This window comes from Lentzea waywayandensis (genome assembly GCF_900115955.1).
GTDB classification, from domain to species: Bacteria; Actinomycetota; Actinomycetes; order Mycobacteriales; family Pseudonocardiaceae; genus Lentzea; species Lentzea waywayandensis.
On record NZ_FOYL01000008.1, the window covers coordinates 51,419 to 76,304 of the forward strand.

Genomic DNA, 24,886 nt, shown 5'->3' on the forward strand with positions numbered 1-24,886 from the left:
ATGTACGACCTAGTTAGTTAATACAAGGTCGGATATGTGACCCCCGTGTGTCAAGAGCGAGATTTCAGCTGGTCAGATAGTCGATCAGCATGTCACCGAGCATGCGTCGGTAGTGCTCGCGGCGGCCGGGGTCGAGCATGTCCCTGCCGAAGATCGCGGCGAACGTGTGCCGGTTCGCGAGCCGGAAGACGCAGAACGAGCTGATCACCATGTGCACGTCGAGCGGGTCCACGTCGTCGCGGAACCGGCCGGCCGCGCGGCCCCGTTCGAGGATCTGCGTCAGGCCGTCGAGGGCCGGGTTCGCGAGTCCCGCCAGGACTTCCGACCGTGCGATGTGTTCGGCGCGGTGGATGTTCTCGATGCTGACGAGCCGGATGAAGTCGGGATGCGCCTCGTGGTGGTCGAAGGTCAGCTCCGCGAGCCGGCGGATGGCGTCCTCCGGTTCGAGGTGCTCGACGTCGAGTTCCGCTTCGAGAGCCCGGATCGCGAGGTAGGCCTGCTCCAGGACGGCGATGTAGAGCTGTTCCTTGCCGCCGAAGTAGTAGTAGATCATCCGCTTGGTCGTGCTGGTGCGCTCGGCGATCTCGTCGACCCGCGCCCCGGTGTAGCCCTTGTCCGCGAACTCCCGCGTGGCTACGTCCAGGATGTCGGCGCGGGTGCGGTCCTTGTCCCGCTGGCGCTCATCGGATGACGGCGGTGCGGCCACCGAGCCCCCTTCGATCTGCGGATGACCAGCCAACTCTAGTGCAGCACTTCCTGCGGGCGACTCGGCGCGCTAGAGTGAACTCACTAGTTCGTACATTAAGTGGAGGCCGGGTGACCACCTACCTGATCGGGCTCATCGGCTCCGGCATCGGCCCGTCGCTGAGCCCTGCGCTGCACGAACGCGAGGCCGCCGAGCTCGGGCTGCCCTACAGCTACCGGTTGCTCGACCTCGACGTCATCGGCCTGCCGGTGAACGAGGTGCTGGCGCAGGCCAGGGCCGAGGGGTTCGACGGCCTCAACATCACCCATCCGGCGAAGCAGGCGATCCTGCCGCACCTCGACGAACTCGTCCCGGAGGCCGCCGCGCTCGGCGCCGTGAACACCGTGGTCTTCGAGAACGGCAGGGCGATCGGCCACAACACCGACGCGACGGGGTTCGCCCGCAGCCTGAGCCGGGGCCTGCCGGACGCCAGGATGAAGAACGTCGTCCTGCTCGGCGCGGGCGGGGCGGGCGCCGCCGTGGCCCACGCGTTGCTCTCGCTCGGCACCGGACACCTCGGCGTCCACGACGTCGACCGGGATCGTGCCGCGAAGCTGGTGTCGGCGTTGGAGCGGAGTTTCGGCCCCGGCCGGGCCACCACCTGCACCCCTGAGGCCGTGCGCACCGCGGACGGCCTCGTCCACGCGACCCCCACGGGCATGGCGGCACATCCCGGCCTGCCGCTCGACGAGTCGTTGCTGCGGGGCGAACTCTGGGTCGCCGACATCGTCTACCGGCCGCTGGAGACCGCGCTCCTCGCCGCCGCGCGGGCACGGGGCTGCCGGGTGCTGCACGGCGGCGGGATGGTCGTGCTCCAGGCCGCCGAGTCGTTGCGGCTGTTCACCGGCGTCGAACCGGACGCGGACCGGATGCTCGCGCACTTCGAGGAGCTGGAAGGAGAGCCCGCTCATGCGTCCTGATCTGCGCACCGCCATCGCCACCGTGTGCCTGTCCGGCACGTTGGACGACAAGCTGACCGCGGCCGCCGAGGCAGGCTTCGACGGCATCGAGCTCTTCGAGAACGACCTGCTCGCCGACCGCCGCGGCCCGGCGGAGATCCGGCAACGCTGTGCCGATCTCGGCCTGAGCATCGATCTGTACCAGCCCTTCCGCGACTTCGAGGCCGTGCCGCCGGACGTGCTCGCCGCCAACCTTCGCCGTGCCGAGCAGAAGTTCGACGTCATGGCCGAACTGGGCGTGGACACCGTGCTCGTGTGCTCCTCGGTGTCGCCGGAGGCCATCGACGACGACGATCTCGCCGCGGAACAGCTGCACCTGCTCGCGACGCGCGCGGGCGAACGCGGCCTGCGCATCGCTTATGAAGCACTCGCCTGGGGCAGGTACGTCAACGGCTACGAGCACGCGTGGCGGATCGTGCGCCGCGCCGGGCATCCGTCACTCGGGGTCTGCCTCGACAGCTTCCACATCCTGTCCAAAGGGGACGATCCCAGGGCCATCCGCGCGATCCCCGGCGAGAAGATCTTCTTCCTCCAGCTCGCCGACGCGCCGACGCTGCCGATGGACGTTCTGCCGTGGAGCCGCCACCACCGGCTTTTCCCTGGGCAGGGCGACTTCGACCTGACGACGTTCACCCGTGACGTCCTCGACGCCGGGTACCGCGGCCCGCTCTCGCTCGAGGTGTTCAACGACGTCTTCCGCCAGTCCGACCCGCACCGCGCCGCGGTCGACGCCATGCGGTCGCTCGTCGGTCTCCAGGACTCCTTGCGGCTGCTGGACGTTCCCGCCGCGCCCGTTCCGACCGGCTACGCCTTCGCCGAGGTCGTGGGGGAGTCGGACCTCGCGGTGCTGGGCTTCACGCGGACGGGCGTGCATCGCTCGAAGCCCGTGGAACTGTGGACGCAGGGCGAAGCGCGCGTGCTGGTCAACGCGGAAGGCGAACCCGGTGCGATCGGCGCGCTCGGTGTCTCCGTGCCGGACCCGGCCGCCGCGGCACGGCGGGCGAAGGTCCTGCTCGCGCCTCCCTTGGCACGCAAGGCAGGTCCTGGTGAGGCGCCGCTGACGGCGATCGCCGCACCTGACGGCACCGAGATCTTCCTGTGCGCGGACGACGACTGGCTCGGTGACTTCGTGCCCACCGGTGAGTCGGCGCCGGAGGCCGGCATCACCGGCATCGACCACGTCGCGCTGACCCAGCCGTTCGACAACTTCGACGAGGCGGGCCTGTTCTACCGTTCGGTGCTGGGCCTGGAACCTGGTGTGACGGCGGAGTTCGCGGCGCCGTTCGGCCTGGTGCGCGGTCGCGGCGTGAGTGGCGGCGGCGTCCGGCTCACCCTGGACTGCGCGCTGGTTCGGCGTGGAGGGTGGGCACCGGCGGTGGAGGAGCCTCAGCACATCGCGTTCACCTGTGCCGACGCGGTCGCGTGCGCCGAAACGTTGCGGCAGCTGGGCGCACGGCTGCTGGAGATCCCCGGCAACTACTACGACGACCTCCTGGCGCGCACGAAACTGTCGGCTGATCGTGTCGACGCGCTCCGGCAGAACTCCGTGCTCTACGACCGCGACGAGTTCGGTGAGTACCTGCACTTCTACACCGAACTGGCGGGCGCGAGGGTGTTCTTCGAGGTGGTCGAACGGATCGGTGGCTACCGCGGCTTCGGTGTGGTCAACGCACCCGTCCGGATGGCCGCCCACCACGAGGCGCGGCGGTTCGCGCGCGCCTGATCACCGCGGCACGGGCTGGTGCTCGCCGAAGATGAGCTCCCACTCCAGTTGCTGTTCGAGCGCCGGGCGTGGTTCGGGGATGTGGAAGTGCGTCGAGACGATCGAGCCGTTGAGGAACTGCCACACCTCGTCGCCCGCGCGCTGCTGCGCGGCGGCTTTCCTCGGTAGCGAAACGCCGGTCGGAATCGTTGCCACGAAACGGATTCCGCGGAAACCCTCGGCGTCGGCGGCTTCGAGCGTGCCGTGGTGCCTGGTGGCGATGCGCCGGGCGATCGCGAGCCCGAGGCCGGCGCCGCCCGCGGCACGGGTGCGGGCCTCGTCGAGCCGGGTGAACCGGTCGAAGACGCGTTCCCGGTCCGCCTCGGGGATGCCGGGGCCGTCGTCGATGACCTCGATCGTCGCGGAAGGCCCGCCGCGCAGCCGCACGACCACCTCGGTGCCCGCGTGGCGTTCGGCGTTGTCCAGCAGGTTGCCGAGCAGCCGGGACAGCTGCGCCCGTCGCCCCGGAACGACGACGTGGTCGTCGGCCTCCAGGGTGACCATCGCCCGGCGCGAGACTTCCCGTCGCACCACGGCGGTGAGGTCCACGGTGTCCTGGTTGTCCAGTGCGTCGGCGTCCAACCTGGCCAGCAGCAACAGATCCGTGGTCAGCTCCTGGAGTCTTTCGGCGTCCTCCAGCGCCGCCTTCACGACGGTGGTCCAGTCCGCCAGGTGCGGATGCGACAGCGCGATCTCCAGCTCGGCCCGCAACGCGGCCAGCGGGCTGCGCAGCTCGTGCGAGGCGTCCGCGACGAACCTGCGGGTGTCCTCGACGGCGCTGTGCATCCGGTCCAGCGTCTCGTTCAGCGTCTTGCCCAGCCGGGCGATCTCGTTGTCGGAGGACGGCACCGGGACGCGCCGGGTGAGGTTGTGCTCGTTGATCTCGGCCACCTCGGCCCGCATCGCCTCCACAGGCCGCAGCACCCGGTTGGCCGCGCCCAGCACCGTGACCGACACCAGCGCGGCGATCGAGGAAAGCACGCCGAACAGGACCAGCGTCGCGCTGTTCAGCTGCCGTTGCGCCTGGTAGACGATGTTCAGCGTCAACTCCTCGTCGAGGCGTGGCCCGTCCCCGATCACCTGGTACGGGGTCTCGCCGAGCTTGGTGAACGGCCACATCGACAACTCCGGCCGCACCTCGACGCTTGCGTACCGGACCAGCACCCCTGGCGTGGGAGCGGTCGTCTGCTCGCGCAGCCGGACGCAGTTCTGGCTGGAGCACATGTAGTGCACGCGCGAACTGTCCGCCGTCTGGTCGGCGATCTGCCGGCGTTGTGCCGTCAGCATCAGCGTCCCGGCGAGCCCGATCAGCAGCGCGGTGATCACCGTGGCCAGCACGGTCACCTTGACCTGCAAGGATTTCATCGGTCCACCAACCGGTAGCCGACGCCGCGCACGGTGGTGATGCTCCGCCGGTCGAACGGCGTGTCGATCTTGCGGCGAAGCGCGCTGATGTAGACCTCGACGAGGTTGGGGTCGGGGTCCTGCGCCGCGTCCCACACGCCGTCGATGATCTCCGACTTGGTGACGACCTCGCCGGCGTGCCTGAGCAGGAAGCTCAGCACCGAGAACTCCTTGGCCTTCAGCTCGATCCGCGCGGTACCCCGGTGGCACTCCCGGCTGACCGGATCGAGCACCAGGTCGCCCGCCCGCAGCAACACCGGCTGGGCGGTGCGCGACCGCCGGGCCAGCGCCCTGAGCCTGGCCACCAGCACCACGTAGGAGAACGGCTTGGTCAGGTAGTCGTCGGCGCCGGTGTCCAGGCCCTCGGCCTCGTCGAACTCGCCGTCCTTGGCGGTGAGCATCAGGATCGGCGTCCACACGCCCGCGTCCCGCAGCGCCTGGCAGACCCGGTAACCGTTGAGACCGGGCAGCATGATGTCCAGGACGATCACGTCGTACGGGTGCTCCCGCGCCCGCCACAGCCCGTCCGTGCCGGTGCGCTCCACGTCGACGGCGAACCCTTCGGCGGTCAGGCCGCGGGTGAGCAGGTCGGCGAGACGGGGATCATCCTCCACCACGAGCACGCGCATGGGGGCAGCCTGCCGCATCGCTCATGATCGCGTCCTGAAATCCGGTTCAGGTTCTTTCAGCGTCCCTTCAGGTTCACCCTGGCAGGCTCTGCCGCGTGGATGAGGGGATCCGCGATCGGGGGAGAAGGTGGCGGCGTCGCAGGGGGAGCGGCGCCACCACCTTCTGGACGGTTCAGGACGTGAGCGGGCAGGGGATCAGGGCCCACACGGACTTCCCGACCCTGCTCTGGACCACGCCCCACCGCTTGGCCAGCTGGTTCACGATCACCAGACCGCGGCTGCGCACCGAGTCGGGTGAGACCGGTCGCAGCACGGGGTTCGTGGAGGAGGCGTCCTCGACCGCGATGGTGACGGTGCACGGCCGGGCCGACCTCCGCAGCCGGAGACGTGCCGGGAACCGAGCGTGGTCGTAGACGTTCGACACGAGCTCCGTGACGACCAGCAGCACGTCGACGAGCTCGTCCTGGTGCAGGCCGGAGAGGGACGACTCGGTCCATCGGCGAATCCGGCCGAGGTCGGTGACGTCGCGGTCGAGCTCGAGGACGTGCGCGACATCGGACGAGGTCCTGCGGTTCATCACGTCGTCCTCCTTCGCCGTGGCACGCCTTCTGCGTCGGTGATGGGGTGCCCGCTCGCCGAAGCGATCAACCGTGCCCGGCTCACCCCGAGCGTGTGACGGTCCGCAACAGGGCGAGGGCGATGTTGCGGAGCTTCACGTTGTCGCGCTGAGATCGCTCGACCAGCATCGTGAAGGCCTCGTCCGCCGTGCACTCGTGTGCGGCCATCAGCGCGCCCTTCGCCTGTTCGATGACGGCACGCGACTCGAGCGCCTGCTCCAGGTGCTGGATGTGCTTGCGGGAGCGCTGCCACCGTTGCGCGCTGGTGATCGTGGTGGAGGCCGCGGTGGTGAACAGGCGCATCAGGCTTTCGTCGAACGGGTCGAAAGCGGCCGCGGTACGACTGTAGATGTTGAGCGAGCCCACGTGCTGCGCCTCGGATCTCTCCGACGCCGGGAGCACCACGGGCACGGACAGGTAGGCGCGGATGCCGTGTTCCTCCGCGGCCGACTCGAACTCGGGCCACTCACCGCGATGTTCGCCGACCACCGCACGGACGGCGCTCAGGGTGCGGGCGGCCTCCAGGCACGGGCCGCGGTCGGAGCTGTACTGCTTCTCGTCGACCTCGACGAGAAGCGCGTCGGTCGCGGCCGCCGTGCGCGTCTGGTCCAGCTTGAGCACCGAGACGGTCACCGCGTCGGCGTCCACGATCGCCCTGGCCGCCGTCTCCGCCAGCCGCTGGAGCGCCTCGTCCAGGTCCTCCTCGCCGGTGAACGCGTCGCGCAGCACCGCGAGTGCCTCTGTCGTCTCGTCGAGGCGTTCCACCGGATCGGGCCGATCGCCGTTCGGGTGAGCCGCTGACGGCGGGAACGTTTCTGGTTCGTCGGCCATGCCGCCGCACTCCTTCACCGCCTTGGGGAGTGCACGGCGCAGGCTGCTGGACGCTCGCCACTGCATCGTAGAGCCGTTCACCGCGTTGGTGCCGGACCTGGGGCGGTGAACTTGGGCGGATCCGGTCTGTGGCGCAGGGCGAGCACGCAGACGTCGTCGCGACCCTGTTCGGGAGCGACGGCGCTGATCACCGCCGGCACGAGGTCGTCGAGGCGTTCCGGCAGGTGCGGCGCTGTCACCGCGGCACACAGCTTCTCGACGCCCGTGTCGATGTCCTCGTCACGATGTTCGACGAGTCCGTCGGTGTAGACGATCAGCAGGTCCTCCGGTCGCAGGGACGTCTCGAACGCGAGGTACTCGGCGTGGTGCACGGCGCCCGCGATCAGCCCGTGCCGGTGCGCCATCGGACGGGCGACGCCGCCGCGGACCAGCAGCGGATGCGGGTGACCGGCGTTGGCGTAGCGCAGGGTGCCGTCCCACGGGGTGTAGACGCCGTAGAACACCGTCGTCATCGTCATGTCGCCGCTGGAGAAGACGAGCAGGTTCAGGTCACGCAGCACGCGGTCGGGCAGCGGGTCCTGCATCGCGTAGGCGCGAATGGCGCTGCGGACCCGGCCCATCGTGACCGCGGCCTCGATGTCGTGGCCGATCACGTCGCCGACCGCGATCGCGAGCCTGCCGTCGGACAGGGGGAACGCGTCGTAGAAGTCGCCGCCCACACCGGCCGAGCTGTTCGCGGGCTGGTAGGCCACGGCCAGTTCGGTCGCTTCGACGGCGGGGATGCTCGGCGGCAGCAGAGCCCGCTGCAACTGCAGCACGATCTGCCGCTCGTCCCTCAGTCGCGCCGTCATCTCGTCCGCTCGCACCGCGGCCGCTCGCGCGTCGGCCTCGGCGGTGCGCCGGGCGGTGCGGTCGACGCACATGCCTCGCAGCGCGACCACGGACCCGGAGACGTCGATGACCGGCTCGGCGATCGAGTTGACCACGACGACCCGGCCGTCGGACGTGCACAGCCGGTACTCGATGTCCGGTGTCGCGGTGTGCAGGGTGAGGGACGCCCTGGCCCGTTCGACGTCGTCGGGGTGCACGAGCGCGAGAACCTCGTCGAGCGTGTTCGGGGAGTGGGTGACACCGGCGATGCGGCAGAGGTTGGCCGACCACACGACCCTTCCGGTGCGCAGGTCGCTCTCCCAGGACCCCGTGCCGCCCGCGCGTTGCGTCCGGTCCAGCCGGTCGGTCCACTCGGCCTGCACGCGCAGTCCTTCGAGCTCCGCGACCTCGTGGGACCTGGTGAGGTCCTGCACCGCGATCACGGCGGCGATCACCTCGTCCTCGTTGTCGCACAACGGGAACAGGTTGAGCAGGAGCTGCTTCCTGGTGTTCCCGACCTCGGCACTCGTCTCGACGTCGCGGTGCACGGCGCCGGCCCCGAGCACCTCGGTGACGTGCCGTTCCACCGCGGCCTCGTAGGCGGGGGAAACCACCTCGCTCAGCGTTCGCCCGACGTGGTCACGCGCCGCCAGACCGTGCAGCGACACGAACTCCGGATTGGCGTAGAGGAACCGCATCTGTTCGTCCACGACGGCGAAGCCCACCGGCGCCCGTTCGATCACCGCCGTGATCTCCGGCAGCGACCGTCCCGACCCCGCGAGGCCGCGGGCGAGGTCGATGCTGCCCACCGGCGCGCCGTCGAGGAACTGCGCGTCTTTCCCGTCCACGAACCACATGGCTGGTCGTTCCTCCTGTCTCACCACACAGGCTCGGCTCCAGATTCCTTGGCACGGCTTTGGTTCCGGCCATTCACATACCCGGCTGCGAGCACGGGTAAACACGGACTCAGTCCTGACGGAGGAACGCCGAGGTCCACAGAGGACCTCCACGACGGGTTCGCGACGTCTCGGCCGGTTCAGGCCTCGTCGAAGAGGAGCTCGGCCCAGACGGTCTTGCCGATCGACCGCCGGACGACGCCCCAGTCCTCGGCGATCTTGTCCACGATGATCAGGCCTCGTCCCCGCGTGGCACTGATCCGGGAACGGCCCAGGACCGGCTGGTTCGGTGAGGCGTCGTCGACCTCGACGCGGAGACGACGGGACACCTCGACGCGCCGGAGGCGGAGCCGGCGCGGATGCAGTCCGTGGTCGTAGGCGTTGCTGACCAGCTCGGTCACGGCCAGCTGCACGTCCTCGATCAGGTCCTGCGACAGGTCGCCGAACACCTCGGAGATCCGGCGGCGCAGCGCGGCCAGCGGAGGTGTGTGCTCGTGCAGCTCCAGCGAGAGGTTCGCCGGTGCGGAGGGAGGTTCGTCACTCGAGTCCATGGTCGAACCGGCCCTCTTCCGCGGAGACGTTCGAAGCCCTGCGTTACCCGCTGGCCGAACCGCGCAAACCGTGGCCGCCAAAACGGGGTATAGTCCGATTCGTAGGCATCACAGCGCAGACAAGGACATGATCATGCCTCTGACCGGGGAATACGTGCCGAGCTCGTTCGACATGGCACGCGAGCAGGTGGAGCTGATCGAACGCTCCGGCGGGACCGAGGGCACCGACAACCAGGGCAAGCCGGTGATCGTGCTGACCACGTTGGGCGCCAAGAGCGGCAAGATCCGCAAGACGCCGCTGATGCGGGTCGAGCACGACGGCGAGTACGCCGTCGTCGCGTCACTGGGCGGTGCCCCCAAGCACCCCGTCTGGTACTTCAACGTCGTCGGGCACCCGCACGTCGAGCTTCAGGACGGCCCGGTGAAGAAGGACTACACGGCCCGAGAGGTCGACGGCGCCGAGTACGACACGTGGTTCGAGCGAGCCGTGGAGGCGTGGCCGGACTACGCCGAGTACCGGAAGAACACCACCAGGAAGATGCCGATCTTCGTGCTGACGCCCCAGGACTGACCTGCTCGCCCTCGGCCGGGGTCTACTCGTCGGGCTGGATGATCATCAGCCGGAACGTGGCCGACGGCGACTCTCGCCCGCACGTCTCCAGCATGTGCCAGGCCAGGTTGCCGGGGCCGTTGCCGGCCTGGGGAAGGCGCTCCCTGCTGATCCCGAGGACGCCGTCCGGGCTCTCGTCGAGGATCTCCGGCGTGCCGACGAGCACCGCCAGACCGAACGCCAGCACGTCGGCGCGCAGGCCGTCGTCCAGGTCGTCGGTGAGGCCGATCTTGCACTGCGGCTCGCCGTTCTCGCTGGTGCCGACGCCGACCAGGCCCGCGAGTCCCGCGCTCTGGGCCACCGGCACCTCGAACACGCGGACGTCCGTGCCCATCGCCAGCGCCATCATTCTGGCCAGCGGGGTGGTCAGCAGGGGGTCGTTGATGACCGAGTCGCCCTTGCCGGCGGGGTCTTCCGTGCCTTCGCCCATGATGTGCGGGATCGTACCGCCGGCCGCCCTGGGCGGAGGTCCCCCGATGAGTGAATCATCGTGTGACGAAGGCGCCGAGCAGCCAGTGGACGGGCGCCCAGGGGTCGTCGGCGGCTACGAAGTAGTGGACTCGGGTGAAGTGGTTCTGCGCGGTGTTCACCAGGTCGACGCGGCCGTGGTCGAGCAGCCACCGCCTGATGGTCATCGAGCGGTCGCCCGTGCCTGGCAGCGCGTCCGTCCTGGTGATGACCACGGCCAGGGGAATCGCGGTTCCGCGCAGTTCGGTCAGTGACTCGGTCACGCGGTCGAGCGTGAGTTTCGGGTCGGTGCTTCCGGGGCCGGGGAACGGATCGACGACGAGGATCACGCCGCCGGCCAGGCCGAGGAACGCGGCGTGTTCGAAGGTGTCGCCGGCGGTGTCGTAGAGGTGTACCAGGCGCCGGGAGTTCTTTTCTCCCAAGAGGATTCTGTGCACGGGCGCGGGCTGCCGAGGGGAGAGCACGGCGTGCAGGAAGGCTGACCGTCCTTCCGTCGTGCCGCCCACCACCGGGAGGTGCACGGCGGGGACCGACTGCGCCAGAGGTGGCAACGGGCTGTGGCAGCGGCCGCAGCTCGCGGGCAGGGAGTGCTTGCCGTTGAGCAGAAGCGCCGGCAAACGGTGGCCGCACAGGCAGGTGCGCCGGAAGACGCCCTGGGCGCCGGGGACGAGGTTGTGGTGGACCCGTCCGCACGCGCAGGTGAACGCGGGGCGGGCCCGCTGCTCGCACGTGCCGCACTCGGTGGTGATTCCGCGCAGGGTCAGCGTGATGATCTCGAACCAGCGCAGGCCGCACGCCGTCGCGCGCACGGCCAGGACGACCGTGCCCGCCAGCACCGCGTGCAGTGCCGTGACGAACGCGATCAGCAGCGTCACCGTCAGGAAACCCAGCGCGTACCCGCCCGCCAGGCCCGCGGGCGGCAGGACTAGCGGTCCGTCCAGGTTCCTGATCGACCGCCTGCGCCACATCCGGGCGAACATCGAGTCCGGGAGATCCTCGTCCGGCAGGGCCACGAGCCGGTGATAGGTCGCGAGAACGGCGGCGCCGCTCAGCCGCCAGACGTCCTGGAAAGCGGGGCCCGCCAGGTAGAGCCGGTGCGCGGGGTCCTCGCCGGCCCGGTGCGCCACCGGTTCCAGGCGGGTAGGGCTGCCGACCGCGGTCGCGACGCCGATCGCCGTGCTCGCCGCAAACGCCACGACGAACGCCACGAGGGCGAACGGCGCGAGGACGACGAATCCCACCACAGCCAAGGCGCCCACGGCTCAGGTCCTCGTCGCGCGGAGCCGGGAGAGCAGCCACAGCAACGGTTCCGCCACCCGCTGTCCGTCTGCTGCGGACAGTGCGAAGCAGCGGTGATCACGTGGGACGTCGATGCCGCCCCAGCGGGCCAGCCAGGCCTCGACCTCGTGGTGCACGTCCAGGCTGTCCGACTCCACGTGACCACGGTCCTGAAGACCGGGGCGCCGCAGGGGAGAGCCGTGGGTGAACATGTCGCGGATCAGGTCCAGCTTGCTCACCGTCAACGCCGTCGGGACGTGGTGCGCCCACGGCGCGGGTCGCGTCGGCCGAGGCTCCAGGCCGAACAGGGTGCGGACGCCGGGAAGCCACATCGGGTCGATCACGCGCACCACTCCCGCCGCGGTGGCCATGATGTCCGGTGGGCAGTCGTCCTCCGGCAGTTCGTACAGCGCGAGCACCGCCGGCTTGGCACTCACCGACCGGATGCTCATCAACATCGGCTCTGTCGTAGGTGTGCGCAGATCCGCGTACCGGTTGCGGGAGCTCTCGCCGAGCAGGTGCAAGGACAGTCCCGCCAGCGCGGCCTCGCCGGTCTCGAACTGGCGGACGGCCGCCGAGATCCACGTGCTCTTGCCCGCTTCACGTTCTCCCACGACGACGATCGCGCGGCCCGGTGCCTCGGCGTACTCACGCGGAACGGCTCGTCCGCAGGCCGGGCATACGCGGCGGGCCAGCGGAACGCGGCCGTGCGGGCATCGGTTGCGGCGCAAGGTCTTCGCCGGGAACGGTGGCGCGGACGCGCACAGCGGACCGCAGCTCATCAGCAGCTGGTCGGCAGAGCACCGAGTCCGGCAGTACGGGCAGATCACGGCGTCCCCGATCACCGCACGACGAGGTCGCGCGGGTCGGGATGGCACACCCACATCGAGTCGTCCAGCGCGAACGCCCGCAGGTGCACCGGTCCGCGCCACTCGGCGGGCACGGTGAACTCGGCCCGGCCGGCCCGTTGGCCTCCCGGCACCGTCGCGAGCACGACACCGTCGTCGGGAGCCAGTGGCCGGAGGGCCTCCTTCCCGAGAACGACGACGTCGGGAAGGTCGGCGTCACACTCGACCTCCACCGCGAGTGCGCGCGCTCGTCCGTGCAGCCGGTAGCGCAGCTGGACCGGGCACGGCGACTCGACCGTCGCAAGTGGACCGAGTTGCCCGTCGCCGACGACGCACACCCCGAACCAGTGACTGCCCGGCTCAGCCGCGTTCAGTCGCGTTCCACGGCTCAGGTAGGCCGTTCTCGTGACGCGCCAACGGTGTGCCGCCGGGTCGGCCGGGTCGGCGAGCGGGCCGCCGTGCCGCCACACCACCAGCACCTCCCGCGCCCAGGCGGGCCAGTGCCAGGAGAGCTGGACCTGCGGGCCGAGCCGGACCGCGCTCAGTCCGGTCACGTGCACGGACGAGATGTCGACGGTCACCGGTGTGCCGATGGTGGCGACCGGTCCGGACACGGTCACCGGTACCAGGGTGCGCCCGCCCGCGAGGTCGGCGGCGGGCACCCGGACGCGTCCGCACCGGCTCGTGGCGACGACCGGTCCCGCCACGGCGGCCTGGTCGAGCCGGACCACGCCCGCGGGCGCGGCCTCGGGGCTGGTGAGCAGCCGGATCTCGACCTCGTCGCCGCGCGGAGGTGTCCAGGTGAGGTCGACGACGTCGCCCGCCGCCACGGCCAGGAGGTCGGTGACGACGTCCGGCTCGCCGAGGCAGACCACCGGGATGTCGATGCCGTGGCTGCGGAGTGCCGCGTACTCGACCAGCACCCGGTAGGTGTACGCGGTCCAGGGCTCCACGTCCCGATCGGTGAAGCCGTTCTCGTGCACGGGAACTTCGGAGTCCGAACCGGTGCGCCGGACGACCGCCCGCAACGCCCCCGGCGGCAGCCGCCACTGCCCGAAGACGACTCCGGGCTCGGTGACCAGCCGCAGGTCCGTCACCTCGGGCAGCACGGCGACCGGCTCGGACGACGTGGCTCCTCCCGGAGCGCCATCACGTGCCGCCGTCACGGTGTAGGTCAGGGGCAGCCCGACCGGAGCCTCGAGGTCGACGAGCGGCGCGGTCGCCTTCTCGGACAACACCGTCGACCCGCGACACACCCGGTAGGTGATGTTGCCCGCGGTGGACGGCGACGGCTGCCAGTCCACGACGACCGCGGCACCGTCCACAGTGGCCGAGACCGCGGGAGGAGCGGCGGCCGGGCAACGGCGAAGGCCCTCGTCGACAGCCGGGTCCGTCAGCTCGCGGCCGATCGCCAGGTAACGGGCGGCGGCGTCCTCCGGGTCGGCGTCCTCTGCCTCGCGGGCCTGGGTCAGCGAGGCGCGCAGGCGGTCGAGGTCGGCGCGCAGCCCGTCCCGGACGCGGGCCCACGACTCGGGCAAAGGGCGTGACTCCAGCACGTCCAGCGCGGCGGGGAGGCGGTGTGCGTCGACCGCCTCGAAGTAGGTCTCCGCCCACGCCGCCTCCTCGCGGGCACACCACACGGCGTACGCGACGGCATCGGGATCGGTGGAAAGGGTTGCGGCACAACGTTGTGGGGTGGCCAGCTCCCGCACGGCCCGATAGCCGCACACCGTCGCGGCGGCGAGCGCGGCCAGCAGGTCGTGGGCGAGTGCGGCGGACAGGCCGCCGGGCGTTGCCGCCCACAGCCGGACGAGTGCGAGAACGGCCCGTTCGGCGTCCGCGGCCCGGTCTCGCGAGACCCGCAGACGTTGTCGTCGCGTCTCCACCTCGGCGGGCGTGGTGTCCGCGCCGCGCAGTTCCGCCGTGCGGGACAGGTACTCCCACAACGAGTCGTGCGGAAGGTCGGCCAGGTGCTCGCGCAACGTCGGCCAGCGCTTCGGCCGGGGGATGCGCGGCAGCGGGACGGGCTCGCGTACGACGGCGCCGGCGGCGTCCAGCGCGGCCACCACGTCGGGAGTGCTCCACCGGCCACCGGCGACGCGCACCACGGCGGCGACGTCGTCGCGGGTCATGGCGGGCGCTCCGTGCAGGCGATGGCGGACGACCTCGACGAGGGCCTGGTGCTCCTGTTCGACGAACTCCCGGTGCCGGGTGCGGGCGGCCGGGTCGCCGAGCACCGCGACGGCCGTGGAATGACACGCGTGCAGGCGTTCGCAGGCCACGGCGTGCAGACGCAGCTCGAGTGTTCCCCACCGTGCGGGCAGGTCGGTCAGCGCCGCGTCGACCTCGGCCTGACGGGGGTGTGGCGGGAGGCGGTACACCCGGAAGTAGTTGCGGTGCGGGGACCAGCCGGTCCGCACCGGCACGAGGACGTCGTCCACATAGGACTCTTCGGCGAAGGTCATGTCAGTGGCGGATTCCCGGCAGCGGCGCGCTCATCTCGCTCTCGGTCATCGCCCCGGCCACCTCCGCCTCGAGCCGCAGCGACGCGCCGTTGCCCGCGCGGGCGTGCACCTTCAGGACGCCGTCGCCCCTCAGTTCGAAGCCGATCTCCACCGGCGCGCCCTTCGGCAGACCGGCGGGCAGCCCGGTGATCTCGCCCGCGACCAGGCTGACGTGGTCCGCCGGATCGTCCGCGAGGTCTCCGTGCACGAAGCCGGTGGCCGACTCGTAGACCCGGATCGCCATGCGGCGCTGGTCGTCGCGGATCGTGCAGACCTGGTGCCGGCGCACCGCCGGGGCGTCCGCACCGGGCGGGATCATCCACAGCATCCCGTGCCCGAGCGCGGGACGGGCCGCGTCGCGCACCACCGCCACCCCGTATCCCTTCGCGGTGACCGTGGCGATCTCGTCGGTGGTGTCGTGTCCCAGGGCGTGCCACGCCAGCCGGGCCGCGCCCTTGGCGACGGTGTGGTCGGCGTCGTGCGCCAGCCGGGCGGCGGGCAGCTCGGGCAGCTCCTCGGCGAGCCTGCGCGCCACGGCCGGCGTGCGGGACATACCGCCGGACAGCAGCAGGTCGTCGATCTTCTCGACGCCGTGCGGGCGCGCCTTCTCCAGCGCGTCCCGGGTCAGCTCGACGGTGCGGCCGAGCAGGTCGGCGGTGGCCTCCTCGTACTCGTCGCGGGTGATCGTCACGACGTGCTCCGCGCCGCCGGGAACGGTGACCAGCGCGGTGTGGCGCTCGGCCCCGGTCAGGGCGATCTTGAGCTGTTCCACCTGCCGCACCAGGCCGCCCATCAGCTTCGGGTCGCCGCGCAACGAGTCCGCGGCCGAGTTCAGCCGGCCGAGCAGCAGTTCGGTCAGCTGCCGGTCCCAGTCGGCCCCGCCGAGGCGGTGGTTCCCCTCGATGGCGACGACCTTGGCCGCGCCGTCCGCCTTGACCCGGATGACGGTCACGTCGAACGTCCCGCCGCCGAGGTCGTACACCATCGCGGTGCGCTCGCCGCCGCGATGCAGGCCGTGAGCCACCGCCGCGGCAACGGGCTCGTTGACCAGGTCGAGCAGGTTGAGCCGCGCCAGCTGGGCCGCCTGGGCGGTGGCCTTGCGCTCGGCCGCGCCGAAGTAGGCGGGCACGGCGACCACCGCGTCGGCGACCGGTCCGGTCGCGGGCATCGGGCGGCCGAGGTGCGCCAGCGCGTCCTGGACGACCTTGAGCAGGATCACCGCCGACACCTGCTGCGGGTGGTACCGGCGCCCGCCCGCGTCCACCGTGACGTCGGCCCTGCCCATCTCGCGTTTGATCAGCGAGACGACCCGGCCGGGTTCCTGGTCGCGCCGGGCCACGGCGGCGCTGCCGACCAGAGCCGTGCCGTCGTCGGCGAAGTAGACCACCGACGGGGTGATCGACTCGCCGTCGGCGTTGGGCAGCACGATCTCGCCTAGCCGGCCCATCGCGGCCACGCACGTGTAGGTGGTGCCGAGATCGATGCCCAGCACCGGCCGGGCCTGCTCATTCGGGGGCACCGGTCTCGGTCCTTTCGTCCGGGGACAGCAGACCGGGGCTGATGTCGAACACGTCCAGCCCCTCCGCGGCGTCGAAAACGGGGATCGCGATCCGCTCCGAAGGCTGCGACGGGCCGACCGGAACGGCGGCGGGCATGCCACCCGTGAGGATGATCGGAGCGTGGGTCGCCCCGGCCCGGATCCTCTCCGCTTCCATCCGCTTGACGTGATCGGGCCCCATCAGGTCGATCAGCACCTCCAGCTTGGCTGCGAGCTTCTCCTTGTGCACCTCCAGCTGGACGCGCTCGATGTTGTTCGTGACGTGCTGGTTCAGCAGTTCCTGCTCGAGCTGCCGGAACCGCTGCTGGAGCCGCACGTACTCCCGGTACTCCTTGTTGAGCTCGTCGGAGGCGAAGCGGATCTCGCCGATCGTCGTCTCGCGGGCGTCGACCTGGACCTCGGCCAGCGCCTGGGTGATCTGGACCCTCAGCTTCCCGCGCATCTCGGCGAGCTCGTGGAGGAACCTGTCGATCTCGCCGCCGCTGGCGCGTTCGTTGAAGTAGCCCCTGACCTTCTCGCCGAGCACCCGGCCCACGAACCGCTTGACCGCGGTGGACTTCTGGACGCCGACGTCGCCGTAGGCGTCTTCACCGAACCGCTTGACCAGGAAAGGCGCGGCGTACGGAGGGATGGACAGCGTCTGGGTCAGCTCGACCTCCAGCTCGAAGCCCTGGATGATCACCTTGAGCGGGCCCAGTTCCGAGTCGTAGCGGTCCTCTTTGACGGACTTGGTGCCCCAGGTCAGGGTCAGCTCGCGGGTCGGGATGTGCACGACCCTGGCGAACAGCGGGTTGATGGCGTAGGTCGCGCCGCCCGGCAGGACGTCGGTCTGCGGTCCGCTGCGCCCACCGTTCCAGAGAAACTCCCACGGTTTCTGGAAGTTGTTGTGCCCCTTCACCGTGGGCGCGGGCACGCGCAGGTCGTCGGGTGGCGGCGCGTCGGTGACGACGACGACACCGACGTCCTCGGCGTCGATGGCGACCAGCCTCAGGTCGTCCGGCTTGGCCGGGAAGTCGGCGGGCAGAGTGTCCACTGTGTACACATCGAACACCTGCGGGTCGATGGCGTACGCTTCGCCGCCGCGCAGCAGTTCCGGCTGCACACCCTGCTCGCAGTCGCCCTTGAGGAACTTCGTGACGTTCTGGAAGCGGTCGCAGTCGACGTACCTGGACAGCCGGCGGCCTGCCGGAGCGTTGGCACCGATCTTGGCCTTGACCAGTCCCACGGTGCCCGTCGGGATGGTGACGTAGTCGTACTCGTGGATGTCGTACAGCCACGACCACGGCGGGACCGTCTGCCCGCCGCGCACGATCCGCGTGCGGCGGAGCAGGAACTCCTCCCGCGTCTGGTTCGGCGCGGGCAGGCCCCACCTGCGGGTCGCGACGGCGTACCGGTGCAGCGGGAGGTACCGCAACCTGCGCAGGATCGGCACCGCCGCGCCGACGAACACGACGGCCAGCACGACGAGGACAACGATGACCACGATCATGAGAACTCACTCCGGATTCGCCCGTAGAGTGCGGAAACAGTGACGTTCCAGTCGTCGAACCAGGCGCCTGACGGGACTTCGTGGCGCAGGGTCGGGAAGAAGCCGGGTCCCGCGCCCGTCACCCAGGCCGGGTAGTCGGCGGGAATGCTCGCCGGGTCGCCCCAGCCGAACAGGTGTGCCAGGTCGGCGACCTCGGTTCCGTTGCCGTCCGCCATGAGCAGGCGCTGCGCTCGGAAGCCGTGCTTGCCGTCGGTGCCTTCGTGCCAGACGCGCGCGCAGTCCCGCAGAAGTCGTTCGCCGATGGACGCGACCTCGTCCAGCCCTGCCCAGCCGAGGCTCGCACAGCCCGCCGCGGCCAGCAGTGCCGCCGTGGTGTGCAGATCCGCCGTCACCAGGTCGCCTTCGGCGAGTGCGGCGGCGATCTCGGCCACCGCCGGGTCGGTCGTCGCTTCACGAGGTGTTGTCGTGACCGAGTCGTTCCGGCCCGCTGCGAGCTCACGCAAGGCTCGCAGCTGAGCGTCATCGGGCAGCGCACCCGTGCGGGCGTCGAGGAAGACGTCCGTTTCGTGGTGACCGCCGACGAGCACCACGAGCACGGTCACCCCGCGCTGCACCGCCGCGAGTCGCATGTCCCGCACCGCCGCGTCCGGCCGTTCGGACACGACCACGACCAGAACCCGCGCATCGGCAAGGGAATCCGGGTCGGCGGAGACCCGCACCGCAAGTCCGAAGTTGACGAGCCGGGACAGCAGTTGTGCGGTGTAGCTTCTGCCTTTCCCGCCGCACAGCACCACTTCCGCGCCCACGGTGGCCAGCTCGTCCAGGATGCTCCGCACCGACGGGCGCTGTTCGGGACGCTTGTCGAGGGTGCGCGCGACCAGTTCGCGCACGACGCCCGGAACCGCGACGAGGTCCGGGATCGGTTGGGTGAGCGTGGTTCCCACGCCGGAGAACGCGGCCCGGCCGGTGGCGGCGAAGTAGAGCAGGCAGCCCCAGGAGAACACGTCGGAGGCGGGCGACGCCTGCGCGGTCCGCCGCGGGTCCACCAGTTCGGGCGCGAGGTACGGCAGCGTCCCGACGACGTGGTCCGTAGTGGTCACGCGGACGAGGTCGGACAGGTCGGCGGCGATCCCGAAGTCGATCACGATCGCCCGTTCTCCCGCCATCATCACGTTGGAGGGCTTGAGATCGCGGTGAACGATCTGGTGCGCGTGGATGTCGAGGAGCGCCTGCGCGGTGTCCCTCGCCACGGTCAGCAGCCGATCCGCGGTGAGCCCGCGCTCCAGGCCCGCGAGACTCGTGCCGCGGACCACCTCGGTCACCACGTACGGCTCGTCGGACTCCAGGTTCGAGTCCAGCAACTGGGGGACGTGCGGGGACCTGATCAACGTCGCGGTCCGGACCTCGCGTTCGAACCGGGTGCGGTACTTCGGGACCTCCGCGTAGGACCGGTTGATCACCTTGATCGCGACCTGCCGGTCGGTGCCGGGCCAGACGGCGAGGTACACGACGCCCATGCCGCCCGCGCCGAGCCTGCCGAGCAGCCGGTACGGCCCCAGTCGTCGTGGATCACCGGGCCCCAGGCCGGTCACCTCACTCATCGGTCGTCCTCGTCGTGATGTCGCAACAGGTGCCGCCTGATGGGTGAATCGTAGGATCAAACGATTCTGAACTGGGCTTTTGTCCACTTATTGGCCACTGGGTCACGGCCACCACCGGTGCACGTCGTGCAGCGCCGCCGCGAGCCGCTCGGCCGCGTCGTCCCCGGCGAGGCCCTCGATCCTGGGCAGTGCCGCGGCCAGGATCGCCGTGCAGGTGACGCGGCCGCCGCTGTTCAGCGCGTGGCGGAGCAGGGCGACGAAGGCCTTGTCGTCAGCCACCACGTCGCCGGCTCGCTGCACCACCGCGCAGAGCAGGTCCCGGTCCCCGTACGGCGTCGCGGCGAGCGCTTCGGCGAGTTGGGCGGGTGCGGACAGGTGCGGCACCAGCTTGGTCAGCGCGCGGGACCGGGAGCGGTTGTCGGTGGCGGCCGCCGCGTCCGCCAGCAGACTGTCGAGTTGATCTCGTTGCGGGACAACGGCTTTTTGTCTTCTGTGAGTTCCCACGTAGGTCGACACGGTCGTCAGGGTGATCGGCCGGTTGCGGGTCGCGGTGAGGCCCGGCCAGTCCAGCCTCGCGGGGAGGTCCCGGCCGCCGTCGTCCGGCGCGGTGGCAGCGGCGAGCGCTTCGGCCAGCGCTTCTCGTCGCTGCGCGATGGGCAACATGGGTGCCAGTCGTGTCAACGCTTCGGCACGGTCGTGTGGATCGGTGATCGCGGAGGCCGCTTCCAGTGCTTCGCGGACCGGCGTGGGATCGGGTGTCGTCAGTGCGTCGGCCTGGGTCAGCGCTGCCACGGCGGCGACGCGGTGGTGCCCGGTGATGGTGTCGGCCACGGCCAGGGCTTCGGCGAATTGGGGGTCGGACAGGCGGGGCGCGAGGGCGGCCAGTGCCTCGGCCCGGTCCTGCTCGCCGCTGATCGCGCGAATCGCTTGCAGGGCACCAGTCTGGTCGTCCAGCGCGGTCAACGCCCGTGCGCGGGCGTGGGGACTGGTGAGGTCCTCCGCCAGCGTCCGCGCGGTGCCGAGATCGCTCAGCCACGGAGCCAGGTCCGCGATGGCGCCTGCCCGTTCGTGCTCGCCGGTGATGTCCGTGATGGTGCGCAACGCCTCCGGGACGAGGCTTCGGCGGTGGGGGACCAGCTTGAGCAGCACCTCGGCGCGCGGGTACGGGGCGGTGACCTGCTCGGCCTGGGCGAGCGCCAGGTCCAGGACGTCGTCGTCGCCGGTCTCGGCTGCGAGCACGGCCAGCACGTGTGCTCGCGCGGTGGCCGTGGGCAATCTGAGCGCGTGCGCGACCGCACGGGCCTGCGTCCACAGACCGCCGGCGACGAGTGCGGCGACCAGTTCGGCGGGGATCGCGTTGGTGCGGCTGGTGACCGAAGCCGTGACCAGGTCGTAGAACAGCTCGTCGCACAGCGTCAGCGCGGGCTGGTTCTCCGCCAGTGCCTGGTCGGTCGTCCAGGCGCGAAGGTCGCGTGCGACCGCGATGTCGGACAGGAAACCGTCGACCGTACCGGCGCGGTCGTGCGCGGCGAACCACTCGGGCCGTCCGCTCTCGTCGTCCGCGCGCAGCAGGCGGTGCAGGTCCTCGTCACGGCCCGCGCCCACGAGATGGCGTGCCAGGTGTCTGAGCGGGTAGCCGTCGTCGACCGTCCCGGTCAGGTAGTGCTCGGCGATCCGGTCATGCGCGGCGATGGTGGCCGACCGCAGGACGTCCCACCACTTCCAGTCCTGCTCCGGACTCTCGTCGCCGGGACGCACGCCGGCGAGGAATTCCCGCAGACTGGCGTGGTACAGCGCGAAACCGCGCCCGGCCTGCCCGTCGACCGCGCCGAGGAACGGCCGCAGCGTCCGGTGGACGTGTTCCCTCACCGCGCGTTCGTCCACATCGGACAGTGCGGCCAGGGTTCCCGCGTCAACCGGTTCGCCCGCGACGCCCAGGGTCGCGAGGAGTGGCAGCAGTGCGTCCGTCCGGCTCCACCGCTCCAGTGTGTCGACGTAGTACCGGAACAGGTCCTTCGGCAGCGGGCCGGCGGTCGTACGGGTGCCTTGCTGGATCTCGTTGAGGACGTACCGCAGATAGACCCACACGCCGCCGCAGCGTTCGACGAGTTCGGCGGCGTCGGGCCGGACCTGGGCCACGTGCTCCGCCACGTCGGCGACGTTGCGGGGATCGCTCGCGGAGAGCCGCACCACCGACGCGGGTGCCGTGGACCTCGGCGGCGGACTGCCCGTCCGGTAGGTGCCCACCACGAAGACGCCGTGCGGCAGCTCCATCGGCAGTCCCCACGGCTGTGCTCCCGCCATCTGTTCGGCCTCGTCGGCGCCGTCCACGACCAGGACGAGCGGAGGGGTGATCTTGGAGAGCAACCCCGGGAACCCTTCCGGCGTGCACCACCGTTCGGGCAGCAGACCACCGCGCGCGAGATCGTGATCGCGTGCGATCTGTCCCGCCAGGTTGCGCAGCGCGACGCGAGCCGAACCGCCGAGCGTCAGCCGCGAGAAGTGCCCGGCCCAGCCCCGTTCCTCGACGAGATGCGCGGCGAGCGCGGTCTTCCCGACCCCCGCATCACCCTCCACCCACAGATAACCGCACGGCTGCTCGGCCACGAACCGGTCGATCTGCTCGATCAGCCACCGCCGCCCGGTGAACCCGCCGGCGAGCACGTCGGCGAACAGCGGCGCGAGGTCGCGCACCGCCTCGTCGACCGGCACGTCCCCGGACGCGTCGAACCGCACGGTCCGCACATAGCCCGCCTGCAACACCGTGTCGGCGGTTCCTTTGAAGACGCTCCGGTACTCAGTCACCGCCCACCACCGCGTTCTCCGGGACACTCCGGAGCAGGACCGCCTCGACGATCGACTCCGGCGGCGGCCAGAACAGCCGCGTCTCGTCCCCGTGGTCGGCTACCTGCGCGGTGATGTCGTGCAGTGCCAACGGGTCCACCGCGTCGAGGTCGGTGAGGAACCCCTCGACTGCCTTGCCGCCGATCCGCCGCGCCGACATGAGCTCGCGCACCTGCCGGTCCCGGCACCGCACCGCGTCGAACGGCGTGGCGTGCCGCACCAGCTCCCGCTGCCAGCTGGTGCCGAGCAGCAACGCGGCGTGGTTCCCGGCGGTGGCGGCCACCTTGGCGCGAACGCGGTTCGGCACGTGCCACGCCACCACGAACCGCCCCCGGAACCGGCCGCGCAGCCCGGCCACCACGGACAGCACGTGATGCCCGTCGTCCGGCAGCTCGTCGACGGGCATCAGCAACAGCACGCACGCCCAGGGATCCGCCTTGATGTCCAACGCGGACATCGCCTCCGCGCGCAGTCCGTTTCGCCCCAAGGCTGAGCACAGCGCAGGGCCTCGTTCCGCACCTGACCCGTCGACCACGACGACGTCCGGACCGCGCGGGCGCATCAGCGGCCTCCGTTGAACAGGAACAGCTCGACCTTGGCGTCACCCGGCGCACCTTCCGAGCCGAGGTAGGCGCGCATGTCGTTCATGGTGCTCAGCTGAGGCAGGCCAGCCGCCACCACCAGGTCCTTGAGCTGTTGCGAGACCAGGGTTCCCTGCGTCGGCACGGACGGGTCGCGGGACTTCCCGAACACCAGGATCAACCCGACGCGCCCGTCCGGCCCGACCTCGTCGAGAAGCCTGCGGCGGAACTCGTCCACCACGCCCGTGCCGGACCCGTCCACGGACATGATGAACGACCTAGTGGTCAGCGAGAGACCTTCCGGCGCGGCAGCGGCGCTCGTGGTCGTAGGGGTTAGCGATGCCGACGCGGACGGGGTGCTCGATTCGGCCGCCGGCACGTGTTCGTCCGACCCGAGGGCGACGATCATCAGCACCAGGGCCAGCTCCGCGAAGAGCCAGCCGGCCACGCCCAGCGCGTTGACCGGTTGCCTGCGCGCCATCACGCCACCTGGCCCGGACGCCTGAACCGGCCCGGACGCCGGGGCTGATCCGCGGGGGTCGGCGGCGTGGAGTGGTCCGGTCCCGTCGCGTGGTCCGGATATGCCGTGAAGTCCGGACGTGGCGCCTCGTCCGGAGAGGTGGTGCGGCCGGGATGTGGTTCGTGGTCGGCAGGTGCGGCCGGGTCCGCCGGCGGCTGGCCGGGCTGGATGTGATCCGGGTGTTCGGTCGGATGGCGCAGCCCGTCGGACACCATCGCGAGCCAGTTCACCTCGCGGATCGCCTCGCGCAGCTTGGAGGTGGTCTCCTGGAGCGTGGACACGGTGGCCTGGAAGCGATCCGCCGCGCCCGCGACCGAGTCGGCGGCCGCGGAGAACGGTTTCTGGGCCTCCTCCAGCAGTTCGCGGTGTGCCGCGTTGCGGGTCGAGAGGTCGTGCGCCAGCGAGTTCTGCACGGCCGCCGCGCGCACCACCTCCCCGGAGGTGGCCGAGGCCTCGCGGGCCAGGCCCGCCGCGGCGCCGACGTCGGCCACCACGGTCTCGAGGGGTGCCACCGCGGCGACGATCTGGCCGGCCTGCTCGCCGAACCGTTTCTGGACCCCGGAGAACGCCTCCACCTGGCGGGCGAGGTCGGGCAGGGCGGCCACGAGCTCCCTGGCCACCGCGCCCAGGCGGTCCACCACCTCGGAGGCGGCGGCCAGGCGGGAGGAGGCCTCGCCGAGCCGTCCCGCGGCGCCTGCCAGGGTGGCGGCCGCCTCGCGCGTCTGTTGTTCCGGCGACGAGGTGCTCAGCTGGGCGCGCAGGATGGCGAGCGGCGGGAGCAGGTCCACCTCGAGCTGGTGGGCGATCCGGTCGATCGTGTCGGCGCGGCGGTGGGACGACCAGGTGCGGCGGTGGTTGAGCATGACCCACAGCACCGTCACGACGATCACGAGCGACAGCATGACCGGACCGAGGTACCAGGGCTGGGAGAGCCAGTCCGCGAAGAACGACGGGCGGGCACCGGGATCGCTCGACGTGTACTGCTCGACGTAGCGCCATTCCGCGAAACCGAGCGCGGACCAGGTGAGGACGACCGGCAGCAGCACCAGCACGTTGCTCGGGTGTGCGGGCGGGTGTTCGCAGATCGCGCGCAGGTAGCCGGGTTCGCGCAACCGCCACAGGTCGGCGTCGCGGTCGGCGGTCGCCGGGTTCGACTCGACCTGCTTGGCCTGCTGCGCGGCCACCTGCAGGACGCCGTGCAACTGGGCGAGGTGCGGAGGGCGGTTCTTGGCGGACACCCCGGCCGCATTGTCCATTGTGGACATCGCGGTCTTGGCCAGCGCGGCCACCTGCCGGGCCGCGGACAACGGTTCGGTCATCA

At 70.9% G+C, this 24,886-nt stretch carries 21 protein-coding genes; 3 read left to right on the plus strand and 18 right to left on the minus strand.

What is annotated here, in order from left to right:
• Positions 1–64: 64 nt before the first annotated feature.
• Positions 65–706 carry a TetR/AcrR family transcriptional regulator gene (locus BM417_RS28135; protein WP_093600852.1) on the minus strand — a complete coding sequence of 214 codons (642 nt, stop codon included), beginning with the start codon at positions 704–706 and terminating at the stop codon, positions 65–67.
• A gap of 110 nt (positions 707–816) precedes the next feature.
• On the opposite strand from BM417_RS28135, the gene BM417_RS28140 reads away from it, so the two are divergent.
• Both BM417_RS28140 and BM417_RS28145 read left to right on the plus strand, forming a co-directional pair.
• Positions 817–1,665, plus strand: a complete 849-nt coding sequence (locus BM417_RS28140) for a shikimate dehydrogenase (protein WP_093600854.1) — start codon at positions 817–819, stop codon at positions 1,663–1,665.
• Complete coding sequence (locus BM417_RS28145; protein WP_093600856.1) at positions 1,655–3,427, plus strand: sugar phosphate isomerase/epimerase and 4-hydroxyphenylpyruvate domain-containing protein; 1,773 nt, start codon at positions 1,655–1,657, stop codon at positions 3,425–3,427. The genes BM417_RS28140 and BM417_RS28145 overlap by 11 nt, the downstream gene beginning before the upstream one ends.
• On the opposite strand, the gene BM417_RS28150 is transcribed toward BM417_RS28145, so the two are convergent.
• The 6 genes from BM417_RS28150 to BM417_RS28175 form a co-directional block, all read right to left on the minus strand.
• Positions 3,428–4,831 (minus strand): sensor histidine kinase, encoded by a 1,404-nt coding sequence (locus tag BM417_RS28150; RefSeq protein WP_093600858.1) that lies wholly within the window; start codon positions 4,829–4,831, stop codon positions 3,428–3,430.
• Positions 4,828–5,499 carry a response regulator gene (locus BM417_RS28155; protein ID WP_093600860.1) on the minus strand — a complete coding sequence of 224 codons (672 nt, stop codon included), beginning with the start codon at positions 5,497–5,499 and terminating at the stop codon, positions 4,828–4,830. Before BM417_RS28155 ends, BM417_RS28150 begins: the two co-directional genes overlap by 4 nt.
• A gap of 172 nt (positions 5,500–5,671) precedes the next feature.
• Entirely contained in the window at positions 5,672–6,076 is a 405-nt protein-coding gene (locus tag BM417_RS28160; RefSeq protein ID WP_093600862.1) for an ATP-binding protein, read from the minus strand.
• 82 nt (positions 6,077–6,158) lie between these two features.
• The gene (locus BM417_RS28165) at positions 6,159–6,947 is read right to left on the minus strand and encodes a GAF and ANTAR domain-containing protein (RefSeq protein ID WP_093601409.1); all 789 of its coding nucleotides are present in this window, start codon (positions 6,945–6,947) and stop codon (positions 6,159–6,161) included.
• A 77-nt stretch (positions 6,948–7,024) separates the two neighbouring features.
• Entirely contained in the window at positions 7,025–8,674 is a 1,650-nt protein-coding gene (locus BM417_RS28170; RefSeq protein ID WP_093600864.1) for a SpoIIE family protein phosphatase, read from the minus strand.
• 179 nt (positions 8,675–8,853) lie between these two features.
• A complete protein-coding gene (locus BM417_RS28175) occupies positions 8,854–9,264 on the minus strand; it encodes an ATP-binding protein (protein ID WP_093600866.1) in 411 nt (136 codons plus the stop codon).
• 133 nt (positions 9,265–9,397) lie between these two features.
• Here BM417_RS28175 and BM417_RS28180 point away from each other — a divergent pair, with 133 nt between their 5' ends.
• Positions 9,398–9,835 carry a nitroreductase family deazaflavin-dependent oxidoreductase gene (locus BM417_RS28180; protein ID WP_093601411.1) on the plus strand — a complete coding sequence of 146 codons (438 nt, stop codon included), beginning with the start codon at positions 9,398–9,400 and terminating at the stop codon, positions 9,833–9,835.
• 22 nt (positions 9,836–9,857) lie between these two features.
• On the opposite strand, the gene BM417_RS28185 is transcribed toward BM417_RS28180, so the two are convergent.
• The 11 genes from BM417_RS28185 to BM417_RS28235 all read right to left on the minus strand — a co-directional run bounded on the left by BM417_RS28185 (position 9,858) and on the right by BM417_RS28235 (position 24,884).
• Positions 9,858–10,304 (minus strand): hypothetical protein, encoded by a 447-nt coding sequence (locus BM417_RS28185; RefSeq protein ID WP_093600868.1) that lies wholly within the window; start codon positions 10,302–10,304, stop codon positions 9,858–9,860.
• Between the two features lie 55 nt (positions 10,305–10,359).
• Positions 10,360–11,601 carry a GTPase domain-containing protein gene (locus tag BM417_RS28190; protein WP_143138829.1) on the minus strand — a complete coding sequence of 414 codons (1,242 nt, stop codon included), beginning with the start codon at positions 11,599–11,601 and terminating at the stop codon, positions 10,360–10,362.
• A 3-nt stretch (positions 11,602–11,604) separates the two neighbouring features.
• Complete coding sequence (locus BM417_RS28195) at positions 11,605–12,465, minus strand: hypothetical protein (RefSeq protein WP_093600872.1); 861 nt, start codon at positions 12,463–12,465, stop codon at positions 11,605–11,607.
• The gene (locus BM417_RS28200) at positions 12,462–14,933 is read right to left on the minus strand and encodes a hypothetical protein (RefSeq protein ID WP_093600874.1); all 2,472 of its coding nucleotides are present in this window, start codon (positions 14,931–14,933) and stop codon (positions 12,462–12,464) included. Before BM417_RS28200 ends, BM417_RS28195 begins: the two co-directional genes overlap by 4 nt.
• A 1-nt stretch (position 14,934) precedes the next feature.
• Positions 14,935–16,491, minus strand: coding sequence for an Hsp70 family protein (locus BM417_RS28205; RefSeq protein WP_143138830.1), 1,557 nt, complete (start codon positions 16,489–16,491; stop codon positions 14,935–14,937).
• A complete protein-coding gene (locus BM417_RS28210; RefSeq protein WP_093600878.1) occupies positions 16,478–18,019 on the minus strand; it encodes an SPFH domain-containing protein in 1,542 nt (513 codons plus the stop codon). The genes BM417_RS28205 and BM417_RS28210 overlap by 14 nt, the downstream gene beginning before the upstream one ends.
• Positions 18,016–19,620 (minus strand): serine/threonine-protein kinase, encoded by a 1,605-nt coding sequence (locus tag BM417_RS28215; protein ID WP_093600880.1) that lies wholly within the window; start codon positions 19,618–19,620, stop codon positions 18,016–18,018. The genes BM417_RS28210 and BM417_RS28215 overlap by 4 nt, the downstream gene beginning before the upstream one ends.
• Positions 19,621–19,722: 102 nt before the next feature.
• Positions 19,723–22,425 carry a P-loop NTPase family protein gene (locus BM417_RS28220; RefSeq protein WP_093600882.1) on the minus strand — a complete coding sequence of 901 codons (2,703 nt, stop codon included), beginning with the start codon at positions 22,423–22,425 and terminating at the stop codon, positions 19,723–19,725.
• Positions 22,418–23,026, minus strand: a complete 609-nt coding sequence (locus tag BM417_RS28225) for a hypothetical protein (protein ID WP_093600884.1) — start codon at positions 23,024–23,026, stop codon at positions 22,418–22,420. Before BM417_RS28225 ends, BM417_RS28220 begins: the two co-directional genes overlap by 8 nt.
• Positions 23,026–23,526, minus strand: a complete 501-nt coding sequence (locus BM417_RS28230) for a hypothetical protein (RefSeq protein WP_093600886.1) — start codon at positions 23,524–23,526, stop codon at positions 23,026–23,028. Before BM417_RS28230 ends, BM417_RS28225 begins: the two co-directional genes overlap by 1 nt.
• Positions 23,526–24,884 carry a hypothetical protein gene (locus BM417_RS28235; RefSeq protein ID WP_093600888.1) on the minus strand — a complete coding sequence of 453 codons (1,359 nt, stop codon included), beginning with the start codon at positions 24,882–24,884 and terminating at the stop codon, positions 23,526–23,528. Before BM417_RS28235 ends, BM417_RS28230 begins: the two co-directional genes overlap by 1 nt.
• Between the last annotated feature and the right edge of the window lie 2 nt (positions 24,885–24,886).